Here is a 16,445-nt window from a genome sequence, read left to right as displayed (position 1 = left end):
AGTCAGTTCAGGCCACCTGAGCCTTGGCCATCGGCACCGCGTCGCGTCCCTTCAGGACGTCCATGGCCGCCAACACGCCGCCGCTGCGGTGCGGGATCTTTGCAAGATCGAGGCCCATCTCGACGCCGGCGAGCGTGCCCATCAGCATCAGGTCGTTGAAATGGCCGATATGGCCGATGCGGAACACCTTGCCCTTGACCTTGTTCAAGCCGGTGCCGAGCGACATGTCGAAGTTTTCCAGCACCACCTTGCGGAAGGCGTCGGCATCGTGGCCATCAGGCACGCGGACGCCGGTGAGCGCCGGCGAATGCGCGGCAGGATCGGCGCACTGCGTCTCCAGGCCCCAGACCTTGATCGCGGCACGGGTCGCCGCGCTGTGGCGCTTGTGGCGGGTCCAGACGTTCTCGAGCCCCTCCTCTTCCAGCATCTTGATCGCCTCGCGCAGGCCGTAGAGCAAATTGGTCGCCGGCGTATAGGGGAAGGTGCCGAGCTTGTTGAAGCCGATGACCTCCTGCCAGTCCCAATAGGAGCGCATGCCGGGATTGGCCTTGGCCACCGCGAGCGCCTTCTCCGAGACGGCGTTGAAGCCGAGGCCCGGTGGCAGCATCAGGCCCTTCTGCGAGCCGGCGACCGAGACGTCGATGCCCCATGAATCGTGATCGTACTCGATTGAACCGAGGCCGGAGATGGTGTCGACCATCAGCAGCGCCGGATGCTTGACCCGGTCGAGCAGCTTGCGCACCTCCAGGGGCGGCGTCACGCAGCCGGTCGAGGTCTCGTTGTGGACGACGCAAACCGCCTTGATGGTGTGCTGCTTGTCGGCGGCAAGGCGCTTTTCGATCTCGGCGAGATCGGCTCCATGGCGCCAGTCGCTCGGGATGAAGTCGACCTCGAGCTTGAACTTGTCGGCGATGCCGCGCCACAGCACGGCGAACTGGCCGGTCTCGCACATCAACACCTTGTCGCCGGGCGCCAGCACATTGACCATCGCAGCTTCCCAGGCGCCGGTGCCGGACGAGGGGAAGATGATCACGGGCTGCTTGGTGCGGAACACCCGCTGCATGCCGGCGAGGACGGCGAAACCGAGCTCTGCGAACTCCGGACCGCGATGGTCCAGCGTCGGCATATCCATCGCCCGCAGCACCCGGTCGGGCACGTTGGTCGGTCCTGGAATCTGGAGAAAATGCCTTCCAGTATGCACGGTCATCGGCGTCCTTCCCGGTCTTTGAGTCTGTCTTGAGCCTAGCTCGACTTCGAGCCCGTTGGCTGAAGGAGGCTGAGCGAGCTGCTCGAATATCACTATTCGCCGGGCTTGTCCCTCGCCCGGCGGGGTCCGTCAATGCACAAGAAGCAGGGCTCGCCTTGCCAAGGGCCGTGACCGGAGGCAAGACGGGGGCAGCGAACAGGCAAGAGCGGACCATGGCGGCGGAAGTGCCCGGAAAATCACAGGAATCGGCCAAAAAGGACGGCCTCGCGGCGCGTCTGGCCCGGGAAATCACCGGCGACGTCCTGTTCGACGCTTTCAGCCGGGGCCGCTACGCCACGGACGCGTCCTTCTACCAGATCATGCCCTACGGCGTGGTGGTGCCGCGCACCATGGACGAGGCCCTCAAGGCGCTGGCGATCGCACGCGACGAGGGACTGAAGGTGACCCCGCGCGGCGGCGGCACCTCCCAATGCGGCCAGACCGTCAATGACGGCCTCGTTGTCGATCTCTCCAAGCACCTCAACCGGATTCTGTCGCTCGACGTCGAAGGGCGCACCTGCGTGGTCGAACCCGGCATCGTGCTCGACGACCTCAACCGCCAGCTGAAGAAGCACGGCCTCTGGTTTCCGGTCGACGTCTCCACGGCCTCGCGTGCCACCATCGGCGGCATGGCCGGCAACAATTCCTGCGGCGGCCGTAGCCTGCGCTACGGCACCATGCGCGACAACACGATGTCGATGGAGGCCGCGCTTGCCGACGGCACGCTGAGCCGCTTCGGCGAAGTGTCGCACGATCTCTCCGATCTCGATGCGAACGACAGCGCCCAAGCCCTGTTCCGCGACATGCTCGATCTCGGCGCCCGCGAGGCTAACGAGATCGCCACACGCTTTCCAAAGGTGCAGCGCCGTGTCGGTGGCTACAATCTCGATGCGCTGGTGCCGCGCAATGCGCGCAACAACATGGCCCACCTTCTCGTCGGCTCCGAGGGTACCCTCGCTTTCACCACCAAGGTCGAGCTGAAGCTGTGGCCCGTGATCCGCAACAAGGCGCTCGGCATCTGCCATTTCGGCAGTTTTTACGAGGCGATGGACGCGGCCCAGCATCTGGTCAAGCTGAAGCCGATCGCGGTCGAGCTGGTTGATCGCACCATGCTCGCGCTCGGCCGTGACATCGCGATGTTCCGGCCCATCATCTCCACCGCCATCAAAGGTGATCCGGATGCGGTGCTCGTGGTCGAGTTCGCCGAGGAGAATCAGGCGGACAACCTCGTACGCCTGAAGCAACTCGGCGAGTTGATGGGCGATCTCGGCTTCGGCTGGAATAACGACAAGCGCAAATGGGGCGGCGTGGTGGAAATCACCGAGCCCGCGCTCCAGAGCGGGATCGCCGATTTCCGCGCCGCCGGCCTCAACGTCATGATGTCGATGAAGCAGGAGGGTAAGCCGGTCTCCTTCGTCGAAGACTGCGCCGTGCCGTTACCACATCTCGCCGACTACACCGCGCGGCTGAGCGAGGTGTTTGCCAAGCACGGCACCAGCGGCACGATGTATGCCCACGCCTCCGAAGGCTGCCTGCATGTGCGGCCCGTGCTGAATTTGAAGCTGGAGAAGGACGTCAAGGCGATGCGGGCCATCGCCGAGGAAGCCTTCGAACTGGTGCGCGAATACAAGGGCTCGCATTCCGGCGAGCACGGCGATGGCCTGGTGCGCTCCGAATTCCACGCAACGATGTTCGGCGAGCGTCTCGTCGCCGACTTCCGCGAGGTGAAGCAACGCTTCGATCCCGATGGCGTGCTCAATCCCGGCAAGATCGTCGACGCTCCCAGGATGGACGATCGCTCGCTGTTTCGCTTCAAGCCTGAGTATCGCGTCGCTGAGCTCAAGACAAAACTCGACTGGTCGGCTTATCCCGGGGCCGGCGGCGGCTTTCAGGGCGCGGTCGAGATGTGCAACAACAACGGCGCATGCCGCAAGCTCGAGGGCGGCGTGATGTGTCCGTCCTACCGCGCAACACGCAACGAGAAGGACGTGACGCGAGGGCGCGCGAACACCTTGCGGCTCGCGATCTCCGGCCAGCTTGGCGCGGGCGCGCTCTCCTCCGACGAGATGATGGAGACGCTAAAGCTTTGCGTGTCCTGCAAGGCCTGCCGCCACGAATGCCCAACCGGCGTCGACATGGCCAAGATGAAGATCGAGGTGCTCGCCGCGCGCACGGCCTCGCACGGCCTGACCTTGCGCGACCGGCTGGTCGGCTACCTCCCGCGCTATGCCGGCCTCGCGTCGCGCTTCGCGCCGCTGGCGAATTTGCGCAACCGCAGCCCGCTGCTGCGAAAGCTGTTCGAGCGCTTTGCCGGCATCAGCGCCCGCCGCGCGCTCCCCGCCTTCCGCAGCGACGTGTTCGTGCCGCCGGCCGAGGCGGTCGGGCCGGAAACCGGCCGCAAGATCGTGCTGTTCGCCGACACCTTCAACCGCATCTATGAGCGCGAAAACCTCGAGGCCGCGCTGCGCGTGCTTTCGGCCGGCGGCTATCGCGTGCATCTGCCGAAACCCGCAAGCGGCGGCCGTCCGCTGTGCTGCGGCCGCACCTTCCTGTCCGCCGGCCTCGTCGACGAAGCCAGATCCGAGCTCGATCGTCTGGTCGCCGCGTTCGCGCCCTTCGCCACGCGCGGCGTGCCGATCGTCGGTCTCGAGCCGAGCTGTCTTTTGACGCTGCGCGACGAGCTCGCCTCGCTGCGCAAGGACGACGACGCCAAGGCCGTCGGCGCCCACGCGCTGACCTTCGAGGAATTCCTGGTGCGCGAGGCCGAGGCCGGCCGGCTGCAACTGCCGCTCGGCACCGTCGCCGACAAAGCCCTGGTGCACGGCCATTGCCATCAAAAATCCTTCGGCGCGTTCAAGCCGGTCGAGCAGGTGCTGCGCCTCATCCCTCGTCTTGAGGTCGAGACCATCGAGTTGAGCTGCTGCGGCATGGCCGGCGCCTTCGGTTATGGCGCAGACACCTACGATGCCTCGATCGAGATGGCCGAGCTCTCGCTGCTACCCGCCGTGCGGCGCGCAGACCAGAATACGCTCGTTGTTGCCGACGGCACCTCCTGCCGGCACCAGATCCACGACGGCGCCCAGCGCGAGGCGCTTCACGTTGCTCGCGTGCTGGCGATGAGCCTCGATTGTGCCAAGACCCAATCCACAACCCCTCCCCTTGCAAAGGAAACCAGTCATGGCTGACCTCACCCTCGACATCGCCCGCAAGATCCTCGACGCCGCCTTCGCGAAATCCACCGAGCTGAAGCTGAAGCCGCTCGCCGTCACCATCCTGGACGCCCGCGGCGTGCTCAAGATCGCCGCGGCGCAGGACGGCACCAGCCTGATGCGCGCCGAGATCGCGCACGGCAAGGCCTATGGCGCGCTCGCATTGGGCATGGGTTCACGCGCCCTATTCCAGCGCGCGCAGGAGCAGGCCTATTTCATCGACGCCGTGAACACGATGGCTAAGGGCGCGCTGGTGCCGGTCCCCGGCGGCGTGCTGATCATGGACGGCACCACGCTGCTCGGCGCCGTAGGCGTCTCCGGCGACACCTCCGACAATGACGAGGCGTGCGCGGTGGCCGGCATCCAGGCAGCGGGGTTGAAGGCCAACGCGGGGTAGTAATCGTCCACGAACCCGAAGGTCGCACGCTCGCCAAGACCTTGTGGAGTGGGCCGCGGGGGTTGCTTGTCGGGGGTTGGAGTCACTAGACCGCTACCGCTTTTCCCCACATGACGCAAATCTGCGATATTTCATGCGATCTTGGGCCTAAGCGGTGAGTTTAGCCGGGACGCACGGGGCGGCGGTGCGCGAACATTCCCGATTCGTGGCTAGTATGGCTCTAGCGACGACGCTTGCTCAGGTGCAGGTAGTTGGGATCGAACTCGGCGAACTGCTCAAGGCGCCGGCGGTCCAGGATAGTGAGCCGCTTGCCGGTCAGCGTGAGAAGACCATCATCCAAGGGCTGCTGCAGCATCCCGATTCACGTGGACGCTGGACAGGCCCAGCGTGTCCCCGAGCTCCACTGCGTGGCCGGAAAATCGGAGCTGTCGCCGCTCGCTGCACCACGCTCGCGAGACGCAGGTGCAGTTCGCAGAACAGATGTGCTATCCGTCTGTCGGGAGGCCGCCTGCCGATGCCGACCAGCCACTCGCGCATGACGGCCTCGTCGACGAGAGTCGCCCACCACAGCGCTCGAGTGAGCGTTCCGCCCCGATGTGAGTTCCTCGATGACGTGCCTCGGGAGGAAGGCGATCTGGCAAGGCGTGAGCGTGCCAATCGCATGATCCATCTCGCCGAGGATGGAGACGTGCAGATCGCAAATGTCGCCTGGCACAAGCCACGCCATGATCTGGCGATCGCCGCTCCGCAGGAGCTTGTAGCGGCACGCGAAGCCGGACGGGACCAGGTGAACGTCCGCCGGACTGTCCCCCTCCTTGATGCGTCTTCGTAGCCCCGATCGTTCTTGCCTAGGGTTCAGACTCAATTGATCCAATAAGCGACGAGAGCGGCGAGGTGGACGGCGGCCAAGAAGTTTCTGGCAAGTTTGTCGTAGCGAGTAGCAACACGCCTGAAATCCTTGAGCCGGCAGAAACAGCGCTCGATAACATTGCGCCCTTTATAGAGGCGCTTGCTGAAGCTGTGGAGGGTTACCCGGTTGGATTTGTTTGGAATGACGGGTTTCGCGCCGCGATTGACGATTTCGGCGCGAAAGCCGTCGCCATCGTAGCCTTTGTCCCCAATGAGGGAAGACATGGGCGGCGCGAGCTTCAAAAGGGCCGGCCCTGCGGCAATGTCTGCGGCTTGTCCCGGAGTGAGATGAAATGCGCAAGGTTTGCAATCAGGGTCGCTCAGCGCGTGGATTTTCGTGGTCCGCCCACCGCGCGAGCGGCCGATCGCCTGTTCACACTCCCCCCTTTTCCGCCGCTCGCCGAGCGATGCGCTTTGATCGAGGTGGAGTCGATCGACAAAGCCACTCGGTCCTTGCCGCAGCGGGCGAGCGCTTCAAAGATCGCCTGCCAATGTCCGCGCTTAGCCCAGCGATTGAACCGATTGTAGATCGTCGTGTAAGGGGCATAGTCGGACGGGCAATCGCGCCAGCGTGCGCCGCACTGGAGCATGTGAATGATACCGCTGATAATGCGTCGATCGTCTTCGCGCGCCGGGCCGGTCTGGTTCGTTGGCAGATGCGGCTCTATCTGAGCCCACTGCTTGTCGTTGAGCCAGAACAGTCCTTTGCGCATCGAAGTCCCCCGTGCCGAATCAACTTGGCACCAGGGAATCAGAACTCGCTAATTAGGTACAGACCCTAGTAGGCCAGCTTGCTGAACTTCTCGCAATCCGTCCGACGGCTCCGCCCCGATCTCGAGTTTGCTAATGAAAGGTTCTACTTGATCCCTTTCGTGTCGTCGGGCGGTCGCAAAGCAACCCACGTTAGGGGGCCGCGGTGTGAAGTTCCGTTACAAGGGCTGATCACTGTTCTCTGAGCGCAGGCGCTGGTGCTGGGGGCATGCCGCCGCCTGCGGGAAGGGAGCTTCGAAGCTTCCTTCGGTCGCATCGCGGACTAATCCGCCGTCCATCCACCGTCGACGATAAGCGATGAGCCGGTCATTAGTGCAGAGGCATCGGAGGCGAGAAACACGATTGCTCCCATCAAATCCTCGACCGTGCCTACGCGTCCCAGCTTAATCCTCGAAAGGACGTCCGCCTTGAACTCGGAGTCCTCGAACAAGGGTCTCGTCATCGGGGTCTCGATGAACGTCGGGCAAAGCGTGTTGACCCGTATGCCATGGGGAGCGAACTCAACCGCGGCCGCCCGCGAGAACCCCTCTATAGCCCATTTGCTTGCACAGTAGATCGACCGGCGCGCGCCTCCGACGTGCCCCATCTGCGAAGACATGTTGATGATCGAGCCGGGGCGGTTCCCCTCCATGAGTCTTTTGGCGACAGCCTGTACGACGAAGAATGCCGCCCGCACGTTGAGACCCATGACGGCGTCAAAATCATCGGCTGTCACGGCTATCATGGGCATCGGACGGTTGGTGCCGGCATTGTTGACTAAAATGTCAAAAGGCTCGCTGGATCCGATCCTCAGACGCGCCTGCTCCACCTCCAGGACATCCAGAACCATGGTATCGGCAGACAAGCCTTGCGCGCGCAAGCTTCCACAGAGAACGTCAAGCTCGTCGCCGGTGCGGGCCGCAAGCGTGACGTGCGCTCCCGCAGTTGCCAAGGCGACAGCGGCCGCCTCGCCGATTCCCCTGCCGGCGCCGGTGACTAGGGCGCGCCTGCCATCGAGCCGGAATGAGGGTGTCTGTGGGAGAGATTTCATGAGCTGGGTCCTTGCACATTCGCGGCGGAAACCGGAGCGCGCTCGGGGGATGTCGAGCTGAGCGCCTGTAGCTCCCACTCGAGATCCTCAATCGTGCGCCCCTTTGTTTCGATTCCGAAAACCGCGAATGCGAGACCCGCCAGCGCGTACCAGCAGGCGAAGTAGATGAACGCGGTGGAAAACGAGATGCCGGAAGATGCGGGAACGACATCCGACGACGCGCCGACGATGAACGCCAAGCCCATCGGGCCGATCACCTTCCCCAAGCCGCCGAAACCGTATGCCGCACCCATCCCGGTCGCTCTGAGCGCTGTAGGCCAGACTTCGGCCGAATACGGACCGACGACGGCAAAACCTCCTTCCCCGAACAGGAAGGTGAGCGCCAGCAGTCCGACGAAAGCGACCAGGACCGAAGCCAGCGCATCGCCGAACAGAGCCGCGGCCAGCAGCATTGCCGCTGCGCCGAACGTGGAGATCAGTCCCGCGGGGCGCCGTCCCATCTTTTCGGATAGGACAGAGAAGCCGACTCGCCCGAGCAAGGCGGCGCTGGTCACGAAGATCATGTAGAACGCGGCGGAGGTAGGCGGCACGTGGAGGACCTGCACGAGCAGCGTCGGCGCCCACAATGTGAGCCCGTAGTAGCCGGTCTGCATACCAAGGTTTGAAAGGAAAGACAACGCGACGCTGCGCGGGTATCTTAGCAGCGCGCCGAATCCAAGTTTATTCTCGGGCGCGCTGTCGATTGTCGAAGGCAACTCGGACGGGTCGACCTCAAGTGCCCACGCGATCGAGTTTCGGGCTTCAGAGGCTCGACCGTTACGCTGTAGCCATCGCGGGGATTCCGGTATCCAGACGCGCAAGAGAAGCGCCGCCGCACCGAGGCCGACGCAGATGCCCATAAGGCCACGCCAGCCGACCGTGGGCGCAACGAACGCGACCATCGCAGAGCCAAGCAAGAAGCCGAGCGGAACGGCTGCCGTCACGAGGCCACTCACCTCTCCCCTTCGGGATGCCGGAACGAACTCCTGGATCAAAGGCAGATCGACGCAATAGAGGCCGCCCGCGCCGAAACCGATGAGGAAGCGGAACAGAGTGAGATAGATCCAACCGTATTCGGCGCTATCGGGCGTGAACACCAAAGCGCCGGTACCCAGCGAAAAAAGAGCTAGCGTCGTCAGGAATACTCTTCGGCGGCCGATCCGATCGGCTAGCCATCCGAAGAACGCAGCTCCTGCCATCGCACCTAGTCCGGACGACAGCAGAATTATCGAGGATGCTCCGAACGTCAGCTTCCATGGCTTCGAAACGAAAGTCAGGACAAAGCCGATTAGGAAATAGTCCAGAAATTCGAGGACCAGTCCGAATGCGCCAGCAAATATCAGCTTCTTCTGATTGAACGTTAGGTCCGAGCGTAGATCAAGAGCAGACAGCATAATGCATCCCATCCCGCCTCGAGGGCGAACAAGCCATTGCAGTTGATTGAATGGGCCAGGGGCCCGACCCCCGGCACCTCGACTTTGACGGCTACTCCGCAGCCCGGCCGTAGGGCACGTTCCGGCCGCCGTAGCGGCGAACACGCACATTGGCCTGCTCGGCATGCCCAACAAAGCCTTCGAGCATGCACAAGCGCGAGCAATATTCGCCGATCATAGCGGAGGCCGCGTCGGTCGTGACCCGCTGATATGTCAGCGTCTTCATGAACTTGCCGACCCAGAGGCCGCCGGTATAGCGGGCAGCCTTGAGTGTAGGGAGAGTATGGTTCGTTCCGATCACCTTGTCCCCGTACGCCACGTTGGTGCGCGGTCCGAGAAAAAGGGCGCCATAGTTTGTCATGCGGTTGAGGAAATAGTCGGGATCTCTCGTCATGACCTGGACGTGCTCCGAGGCGATCCGATCCGCTTCGGCGACCATCTCTTCGTCGCTTTCACACACGATAACCTCGCCGTATTCCTCCCAGGCCTTGGATGCGACGTCGGCGGTCGGCAGGATCCGGAGCAACCTGCCTATCTCATTCATCGTATCCTGCGCGAGCTTACGGGATGTGGTGAGCAGGATGGCTGGAGAATTCGGCCCATGCTCCGCCTGGCCAAGGAGGTCGGTCGCGCACAACTCACCATCGACAGTGTCGTCCGCAATGACCAAGGTCTCGGTCGGCCCCGCAAAGAGATCGATTCCGACACGGCCGAAGAGTTGCCGCTTCGCTTCCGCCACAAAGGCGTTGCCGGGGCCGACGAGCATATCGACCGGGGCAATGGAGGCCGTTCCGATCGCCATCGCGCCGACGGCCTGGATGCCGCCCAGACAGTAGATCTCGTCGGCACCGGCAAGGTGCTGAGCCGCGACGATCGCGGGCGCGGGTCGCCCCTTATACGGTGGCGCGCACGTCACGATCCGGCTCACCCCGGCGACCTTGGCCGTGATGACCGACATATGGGCCGACGCCAGCAGAGGATACTTGCCTCCGGGCACGTAGCAGCCGACCGAGTTGACCGGTAGGTTCTTGTGTCCGAGAACCACGCCAGGGAGGGTTTCGACCTCCACGTCGCGCATCGATTCCCTCTGGTGCCGCGCGAAGTTGCGGACCTGTTCCTGGGCGAACTTGATGTCGTCGATGTCCCGCTTGGACAGCTGACCGAGGCACCACTTGATCTCTGCCTCCGTAAGGCGATAGTAGCCCCGATCCCAGCCGTCGAATTTCGTGGAGAGCTCCCTGACTGCAGCGTCGCCGCGTTTTTCGATTTCGGTAAGAATTTCCTCCACCAACGCGCGGACCTTGGCCGCATCCTCGGCCCGGAGTGCCGCGTCGCGGCCACGCTTGAGATATTCAGCCATGTCGATCTGCCCCGTTACTTGATGGCTTGAGGATTGATCGGAGAGCCTGCCCCGCCAGGAAGGTGCAGCGGTGGCGCGCAAAAGAAGAACTCATAGACCTCGTCCTGTGCGCAATCCTCTGCCAGGTCCTTCACATAGAAGATCTCCCCCATCGAGATTCCCATCGCGGGAATCACGACCCAGTGCCACGGCTGATTGGCTTCCTTGGTTTCGTTGGGGCGCACCTCGCAGCCCCACGTGTCCGAGCAGATCGCGGCAACGTCCCTCTCACGGAACCAGAAACAGGTCTCGAAACCGAATCCCGGCGCGTTCCCTCCGGCGTAGCCCGACCAATCCTTCTTGGCGAGGCAGCGCTCCTGGTGACCGGTGCGGACGATCACGAAGTCACCCTTCTTGATCGCCACTTTCTGTGCTTCAGCGCAGCCTGTCAGGTCTTCGGACGTGATCGCGTAGCCATCATCCAAATGATCGACGCTCTTGAAACGGGCGACATCCAGAAGAACGCCGCGGCCGACCATCTTGTCGCGGACATGCTCGATGCCGAGCTTTTTCGCCCCTCGCACGTCGACGAGAGAAGCGTCGTACCCGTTATACATTTTATCGTCGAGGAAGACGTGGCAAAGCGCATCCCACTGCGTTGACGCCTGACACGGCATGTTGATCGCGTCGTCCGCATACCGCAGGTAGGGAAACGGCTCATCCTGATTTCCGAGCTTCGCATCGGTGCCGGTCGCGAGCATCGTATGGATCGGATTCCATCGGCCACCGAAGAGACCCGACTGAATAGGTTCCTTCAACGACAGCCCGAGGGAGAACACCTTGCCCTTACGGATCAGCTGCCCAGCGCCGACGATGTCGGTCGGCGTGACGTTGTTGAGAGTGCCTATCTGGTCGTCCGCTCCCCACCTGCCCCAATTTGAAATCTTGTCCGCGGCCTTCAGAATGGCCGCCCTGTCCAGCTTCACGATATCGCTCCCTCAAGCTTTGTTATCGTTTGATAACTTAGCGGCGCTGGCGCATTTGTTCAAGGGCATTCTCGCTATAAACCTATTGCTATACGTTATCCGTCGATTACTTAGCGATGACCGAGTCCGGCGGATTTATTGCGCTGAAGTAACCGCATGGGTATAAAGCTAATTCGAAGTTCCACGCTCGGAGCAGGCGCGAAGCTGCAGGCAAGACGATGAAGAAGAGCGACAAGCAAAAGCCGCTTGCCCGAAAGCTAAAAGGAAAAAAGGCTGCGGCGAAGCGGACGCGCTCGCCATCCCGCTCGTCGCAAACTACTACCCGCCTTCCGTTCGAAGAACGCCGTCGATTGATCGTAAAGAAGGCAGCCGAGTTCTTCGCGGAGTCAGGCTTCAGCGCCACGACGCGGGAGCTGGCGGAACACTTGGGGACCACGCAGCCTCTCATGTACAAGTACTTTAAGGGCAAGGAGCAATTGATTGACGAAGTCTACCGGAGCGTGTTCCTGGACGTGTGGAGCGACCACTGGGACGAGCTTTTGGTCGACAGGACGCAATCCATCGAAGCTCGATTGATTGAATTCTATATTAGCTACACAGACATCATCATGAACCGCGGTTGGATGCGGATGTACCTGTTCGCGGGACTTAAGAACGTTGGGATTACGAGTTCGTACATAAAGCTCGTCGAAGAACGCGTCATACGCCGCATCGCAATCGAGGTCTGTTTCGCTCGCGAGGTGGTCTTCGATTCGAGCAATGAAGCTCGCTATCTGGAGATAGCATGGGCTCTCCAGGGAAGCATTTTCTACTACGGGGTCAGAAAGCACGCATATGGGCTTGATCCTCACGTCGACAAGAACAGCCTGATCCGGGATACCGTCCACATCTTCCTTGGATCATGGCCATGCGATCGGAAATTGTCCTCATCAGCTTTGGAGGTCGTCTCTTAGGGGCACCTCTCAACCATATCCGGCTAAGAGGCGCATCTTCATTGAAGTCTCAGGCATGCTCGCCGGCATTCGCCCCTGAAAGCTCTCAGCACCTCGACAGGAAGTGCACCGGTCAAGTCATAGGTACCATTCGAACCATCGCCCTTTGCCAGCAGAGAGGACGCGCACACTGTCGGGTGGTGCGAATGCGATAGCGAAGGCGCTCTGGAAGGCCTTTGGAGCGGGACCGCAAGCGCCGTCAAAACCACTTCGATCACGGTCGGTGCGCCACGAAACTTGGACATGGCGGTGCGCATCCGCTCCGTTGCCCCGAAGACAGGCCACGAGGTCACGTCGACCCTTCACCCGGCTTTCGACGCGACCCAAGTAGCGAGGCGCGAATTCACAGCCCCCGACTTCCGCCCAACGACATCCCCGAGACGGAAATGAGCTCGTTGACGTAGCTGCTTCGTATGCGTCCGGTGAAGGCCGCCTTGCCGAATGAGGCTTGTTGTTGAGAACTGTCCTTATGGACAGTGATAGGCGCAGTGCCCAAGTCGAACGGCTCGAAGTAGTGGACACAGGCCGGCGGCGGCGCTGGTCCGAGGATGAGAAGCTCAAAATCGTCCTCGAGAGCTTACAAGCGCCGCGCCAGGTCGCTGCGACGGCGCGGCGATATGGCGTTTCGCGCTCACTGCTCCTGCGATGGCGACGGTCGTTTCGGCCTGAGCCGAAGGATGCCGCCCATCAACCTGGCTTCGTACCGGCGATGGTGGTGGCGGAATCAGGTCCGGCGCCCTGTCCGGTCACGCCGGCCAGCAGCGGCGGGTCGATCGAGATCGAGTTTGCTGCCGGGGCTCGGATGCGGATCATGGGTACGGTCGACGCGGCGACGCTAAAGGCCGCGGTGGCGGCGCTGGCAGATGGACGCCTACGGTGATCCCTATTGCGTCAGGCGTGCGGGTGTGGATTGCGACCGGCCACACCGATATGCGTCGGGGCATGAACTCGCTGGGCTTACTGGTGCAGGAAGCCTTTAAGCGAGACCCACACGGCGGCGACCTCTATGTGTTCCGTGGCAAAAGCGGCAAGCTGATCAAGATCCTTTGGCACGATGGACTGGGCATGTCGCTTTATGCCAAGCGGCTGGAGCGCGGCCGCTTCCTGTGGCCATCGCCGGCTGATGGCGTCGTGACAATTACCCCAGCCCAGCTTGGCTACCTGCTGGAGGGCATCGACTGGCGGATGCCGCAACATACCTGGCGACCGCAGGCGGCCGGCTGATCGCTGTGATTTGAATCGCCGGCGCGACCAGCAGTTCGGACAGAGACCGCGTCTTGTGATTCTCTGGTCTCGATGGGCGCCGATGATTCTCTTCCTGATGATGTGACTACGCTGCAGGCGATGCTGCTCGCCGAGCGAGCGGCCCGGTTGGCCGCAGAAGCCGAGGCCCATGCGGGGACCTTGTTGATCGAGAAGCTCAAGCTCACGATCAAGAAGCTGCGGCACGAGCAGTTCGGACAGTCCTCCGAGCGAGGCGCATTGCTGGACCAGCTCGAGCTACAGCTCGCCGACCTGGAGGAGAACGCGGCGCAAGCTGAGAGCGCGACGCAGATGGCAGCCGACAAGATTACGGTGCCATCGTTCGAGCGTCGCAAGCCGGCCCGTCGTCCGCTGCCGGAGCATTTGCAGCGGGAGCGCATTGTCTACCCGGTGCCTGCCAGCTGCCCATGCTGCGGCGACAGCCGATTGCGCAAAATTGGGGAGGACGTGACCGAGACGCTGGAGCTCGTTCCGCGCCAGTGGAAGGTGATCCAGCACGTGCGCGAGAAGCTTGTCTGCCGGGCCTGCGAAGCGATCACCCAGCCGCCGGCTCCTTCGCACCCGATTGCGCGCGGGCGTGCAGGACCCAAGCTGCTGGCTCATGTCCTGTTCGCCAAGTACGGCCTTCACCTGCCGCTTCATCGTCAGAGCGACGTCTACCAGCGTGAGGGCATCGACCTCGACGTCTCGACGCTCGCGGACTGGGTAGGTGCCTCCGCCGCAAACCTGATGCCTCTGGTCGATGCGATCCGGAGCCACGTCTTCGCAGCCGAGCGCATCCACGCCGATGACACCACGGTGCCGGTCCTGGCCAAGGGCAAGACCCGGACCGGACGGCTCTGGACCTACGTGCGCGACGACCGTCCGTTTGCCGGCCCAGATCCGCCGGCGGCCGTGTTCTTCTACTCGCCCGATCCTGGCGGTGCGCATCCGGAGCAGCATCTGGCAGGTTATGCCGGACTGATGCAGGCCGACGCCTACGCCGGCTTTGGCAGGCTCTATGAGGCCAATCGCAAAGGCGGCCCGATCGTCGAGGCCGCGTGCTGGGCGCACGGCAGGCGCAAGTTCTTTGATCTGGCACGGCTCAGCAAGGCGCCGATCGCGGCCGAGGCGGTCAAGCGCGTCGACGTCCTGTTCGCCATCGAGCGCGAGATCAACGGACTTCCCGCGCAGGAGCGTCTGCGTGTGCGCCAGGAGCGTAGCCGCCCCCTGATCGACGAGCTGGAGGTGTGGTTGCGCGAGCAGCGCGCCAAGCTCTCCAGGAACAACGACACGACGAAGGCGATCAATTACTGCCTCAGCCGCTGGGATGCATTTAGCCGCTTCCTTGATGACGGACGGCTTTGCATGTCGAACAATGCTGCTGAACGTGAGCTACGGGCCGTCGCCATCGGGCGAAAAAATTGGACCTTCGCCGGGTCCGATGAGGGCACTCGGCGTGCTGCTGCCATCTACAGCCTCATCGCCACCGCAAAGCTCAACGACGTCGACCCGCAGGCTTGGCTTGCCGACGTGCTGGCCCGCCTACCTGATCACTCTGCCAAGCGCATTGACCAACTGCTGCCTTGGAATTGGCAGCCCAAAAACGTCGCTCACGCAGCTTGAGCGCGATCAGCCTTCCCGAAAGCGGCCTGCCGGGGTCTTCGCCGGATGCGTACGCTGCTTCTACGATGGTCTTGGCCCAATCGCTCGCTCTATGCGCGACCGCAAAGGGACGAAAGTCGGTTCGCAGCGCAATGGCGACATCGTCCCTCGTACGGGTGGAGAGCGAGCCGCAGTGCAATGGGATAGCAGCTGGACCCTCGCCTGCCCAACAACGGACGCGGATATCGAGGCGATCCTTCGCGCTGACGTGTTGCGATTGCGGCACCTTGAGATCGACAATCGCAATACCAACCCGATCGGCTATTGTCACCGACGACTCAGGATCCAATCGTCCATCAATCCATTACTTAGGACACACTAAGTAATTCTGACGAGTGTAGAATGTCAATGGCCAAGAGACAGCGTCGTACACCGGAAGCAGCAAAATTTGCCATTCTCGATGCAGCAGAGCGGCGATTACACGACGACGGTCCTGAAGGCGTGCGCATCCAACGCATTGCAGCTGATCTGAACATCACGGACGCGGCCGTGCACTATCATTTCGGCACTCGCGAAGCGTTGATGGACGCCCTCCTCCGGCGCATCGGGCGGCGGCTGGTGGATGACATTGAATCTACCATTCAAAAGTGGGCGCCTGACCAGATTGACGTCGCCGCGCTCGGTCGGCTTTTTCAGCGCACCTATGCTGATGAGCGAGCCGCGAAGCTCGCCCTCTGGCTTAGCGTCGCTGGCCACCGGCCAAAAGGATCGGGCATGCTCAAGCCGCTGGTCGAACGAGTTCATAGAGCGCGGCTCGAATCGGCCCGGAAGGCGAAGCGAACTGCGCCGCGGATCTCCAGCACCCAGTTCTCCATAGCCCTCTTGAGCGCTGCCCATATGCTTGCAGCGATGTCCGGCGAAGCCTTGATGGCAAGCGTTTCCGAAGATCCGGCTGGCCTTGACCAGCGCGACTTTCTCGACTTTGCAGTCAAGCTGATCGCTCGCCATCTTGCGGAGGGGTGACCAATCGCCAGCTTCGCAGAAATTCGAAGTCCTGGCGCCGGGAATGCCAAAGCCGTACTGATCTTCCGCCGCGCTTTTCACAGCACCTTCCCGACATTTGTACCAAAGAGCCAAAGTTGCTGCGATCTCGCAACACGATCCGGCGGCCGGAGCCCGCTGAGCCGTGGCTGCGCCTGCACAAGGCTCCGCGAGCGATCCCCACCCTGTGCACGTTCAACATTGAT

13 protein-coding genes and 2 pseudogenes are annotated in these 16,445 nt (G+C 62.4%); 7 read left to right on the top strand and 8 right to left on the bottom strand.

Annotated elements, in window-relative coordinates:
- Positions 1-7: 7 nt before the first annotated feature.
- Complete coding sequence (locus tag IVB36_RS16880; RefSeq protein ID WP_247367447.1) at positions 8-1,207, bottom strand: aminotransferase class V-fold PLP-dependent enzyme; 1,200 nt, start codon at positions 1,205-1,207, stop codon at positions 8-10.
- A gap of 212 nt (positions 1,208-1,419) precedes the next feature.
- Between IVB36_RS16880 and IVB36_RS16875 the strand changes: the two genes are divergently transcribed.
- Together IVB36_RS16875 and IVB36_RS16870 are read left to right on the top strand one after the other, a co-directional pair.
- Positions 1,420-4,431 (top strand): FAD-binding and (Fe-S)-binding domain-containing protein, encoded by a 3,012-nt coding sequence (locus tag IVB36_RS16875; protein WP_247392285.1) that lies wholly within the window; start codon positions 1,420-1,422, stop codon positions 4,429-4,431.
- Positions 4,424-4,852 (top strand): heme-binding protein, encoded by a 429-nt coding sequence (locus tag IVB36_RS16870; protein WP_247367384.1) that lies wholly within the window; start codon positions 4,424-4,426, stop codon positions 4,850-4,852. Before IVB36_RS16875 ends, IVB36_RS16870 begins: the two co-directional genes overlap by 8 nt.
- 220 nt (positions 4,853-5,072) lie before the next feature.
- Here IVB36_RS16870 and IVB36_RS40140 read toward each other — a convergent pair whose 3' ends face one another.
- From IVB36_RS40140 to IVB36_RS16845, 6 genes and pseudogenes are all read right to left on the bottom strand, one after another.
- A complete protein-coding gene (locus IVB36_RS40140) occupies positions 5,073-5,207 on the bottom strand; it encodes a hypothetical protein (protein ID WP_018454752.1) in 135 nt (44 codons plus the stop codon).
- Positions 5,208-5,713: 506 nt separating this feature from the next.
- Positions 5,714-6,474, bottom strand: a pseudogene (locus IVB36_RS16865) (IS5 family transposase).
- A 320-nt stretch (positions 6,475-6,794) separates the two neighbouring features.
- Positions 6,795-7,562 carry an SDR family oxidoreductase gene (locus IVB36_RS16860; protein WP_247392283.1) on the bottom strand — a complete coding sequence of 256 codons (768 nt, stop codon included), beginning with the start codon at positions 7,560-7,562 and terminating at the stop codon, positions 6,795-6,797.
- Positions 7,559-8,995 (bottom strand): MFS transporter, encoded by a 1,437-nt coding sequence (locus tag IVB36_RS16855; protein WP_247392282.1) that lies wholly within the window; start codon positions 8,993-8,995, stop codon positions 7,559-7,561. The genes IVB36_RS16860 and IVB36_RS16855 overlap by 4 nt, the downstream gene beginning before the upstream one ends.
- A gap of 91 nt (positions 8,996-9,086) precedes the next feature.
- Positions 9,087-10,394 carry a histidinol dehydrogenase gene (hisD, locus tag IVB36_RS16850; RefSeq protein WP_247392280.1) on the bottom strand — a complete coding sequence of 436 codons (1,308 nt, stop codon included), beginning with the start codon at positions 10,392-10,394 and terminating at the stop codon, positions 9,087-9,089.
- 14 nt (positions 10,395-10,408) lie between these two features.
- Entirely contained in the window at positions 10,409-11,359 is a 951-nt protein-coding gene (locus IVB36_RS16845; RefSeq protein ID WP_247392278.1) for a cyclase family protein, read from the bottom strand.
- A 218-nt stretch (positions 11,360-11,577) separates the two neighbouring features.
- Here IVB36_RS16845 and IVB36_RS16840 point away from each other — a divergent pair, with 218 nt between their 5' ends.
- Both IVB36_RS16840 and IVB36_RS16835 read left to right on the top strand, forming a co-directional pair.
- Positions 11,578-12,312: a TetR/AcrR family transcriptional regulator gene (locus tag IVB36_RS16840; protein WP_247392277.1), complete on the top strand. Its 735-nt coding sequence runs from the start codon at positions 11,578-11,580 to the stop codon at positions 12,310-12,312.
- A 508-nt stretch (positions 12,313-12,820) separates the two neighbouring features.
- A pseudogene (locus IVB36_RS16835) lies at positions 12,821-13,015 on the top strand (transposase); the annotation flags it as partial.
- 23 nt (positions 13,016-13,038) lie between these two features.
- On the opposite strand, the gene IVB36_RS40135 reads toward IVB36_RS16835, so the two are convergent.
- A complete protein-coding gene (locus IVB36_RS40135; RefSeq protein WP_256374454.1) occupies positions 13,039-13,164 on the bottom strand; it encodes a hypothetical protein in 126 nt (41 codons plus the stop codon).
- A gap of 90 nt (positions 13,165-13,254) precedes the next feature.
- Between IVB36_RS40135 and tnpB the strand changes: the two genes are divergently transcribed.
- From tnpB to IVB36_RS16820, 3 genes are all read left to right on the top strand, one after another.
- On the top strand, positions 13,255-13,575 hold the full coding sequence (tnpB, locus tag IVB36_RS16830; RefSeq protein WP_018459975.1) for an IS66 family insertion sequence element accessory protein TnpB: 321 nt from the start codon (positions 13,255-13,257) through the stop codon (positions 13,573-13,575).
- 72 nt (positions 13,576-13,647) lie between these two features.
- Positions 13,648-15,219, top strand: coding sequence for an IS66 family transposase (locus IVB36_RS16825; protein WP_247392275.1), 1,572 nt, complete (start codon positions 13,648-13,650; stop codon positions 15,217-15,219).
- A 381-nt stretch (positions 15,220-15,600) separates the two neighbouring features.
- Positions 15,601-16,221 carry a TetR/AcrR family transcriptional regulator gene (locus IVB36_RS16820; protein WP_088930622.1) on the top strand — a complete coding sequence of 207 codons (621 nt, stop codon included), beginning with the start codon at positions 15,601-15,603 and terminating at the stop codon, positions 16,219-16,221.
- The last annotated feature ends 224 nt before the right edge of the window (positions 16,222-16,445 follow it).

Origin of the sequence: Bradyrhizobium sp. 35 (assembly GCF_023073215.1) — a bacterium.
Classification (GTDB): domain Bacteria; phylum Pseudomonadota; class Alphaproteobacteria; order Rhizobiales; family Xanthobacteraceae; genus Bradyrhizobium; species Bradyrhizobium canariense_D.
The sequence above is the reverse complement of the archived record's forward strand: the minus strand, read 5'-3'. Positions and strand labels throughout refer to the sequence as shown.

Coding starts and splice junctions, on each gene's coding strand:
- hisD (WP_247392280.1), bottom strand. CDS start 10,394: ATGGCTGAATATCTCAAGCGTGGCCGCGACGCGGCACTCCGGGCCGAG.
- IVB36_RS16880 (WP_247367447.1), bottom strand. CDS start 1,207: ATGACCGTGCATACTGGAAGGCATTTTCTCCAGATTCCAGGACCGACC.
- IVB36_RS16825 (WP_247392275.1), top strand. CDS start 13,648: ATGGGCGCCGATGATTCTCTTCCTGATGATGTGACTACGCTGCAGGCG.
- IVB36_RS16840 (WP_247392277.1), top strand. CDS start 11,578: ATGAAGAAGAGCGACAAGCAAAAGCCGCTTGCCCGAAAGCTAAAAGGA.
- IVB36_RS16860 (WP_247392283.1), bottom strand. CDS start 7,562: ATGAAATCTCTCCCACAGACACCCTCATTCCGGCTCGATGGCAGGCGC.
- IVB36_RS16875 (WP_247392285.1), top strand. CDS start 1,420: ATGGCGGCGGAAGTGCCCGGAAAATCACAGGAATCGGCCAAAAAGGAC.
- IVB36_RS16820 (WP_088930622.1), top strand. CDS start 15,601: ATGTCAATGGCCAAGAGACAGCGTCGTACACCGGAAGCAGCAAAATTT.
- IVB36_RS16870 (WP_247367384.1), top strand. CDS start 4,424: ATGGCTGACCTCACCCTCGACATCGCCCGCAAGATCCTCGACGCCGCC.
- IVB36_RS40135 (WP_256374454.1), bottom strand. CDS start 13,164: ATGATCCGCATCCGAGCCCCGGCAGCAAACTCGATCTCGATCGACCCG.
- IVB36_RS16855 (WP_247392282.1), bottom strand. CDS start 8,995: ATGCTGTCTGCTCTTGATCTACGCTCGGACCTAACGTTCAATCAGAAG.
- IVB36_RS40140 (WP_018454752.1), bottom strand. CDS start 5,207: ATGCTGCAGCAGCCCTTGGATGATGGTCTTCTCACGCTGACCGGCAAG.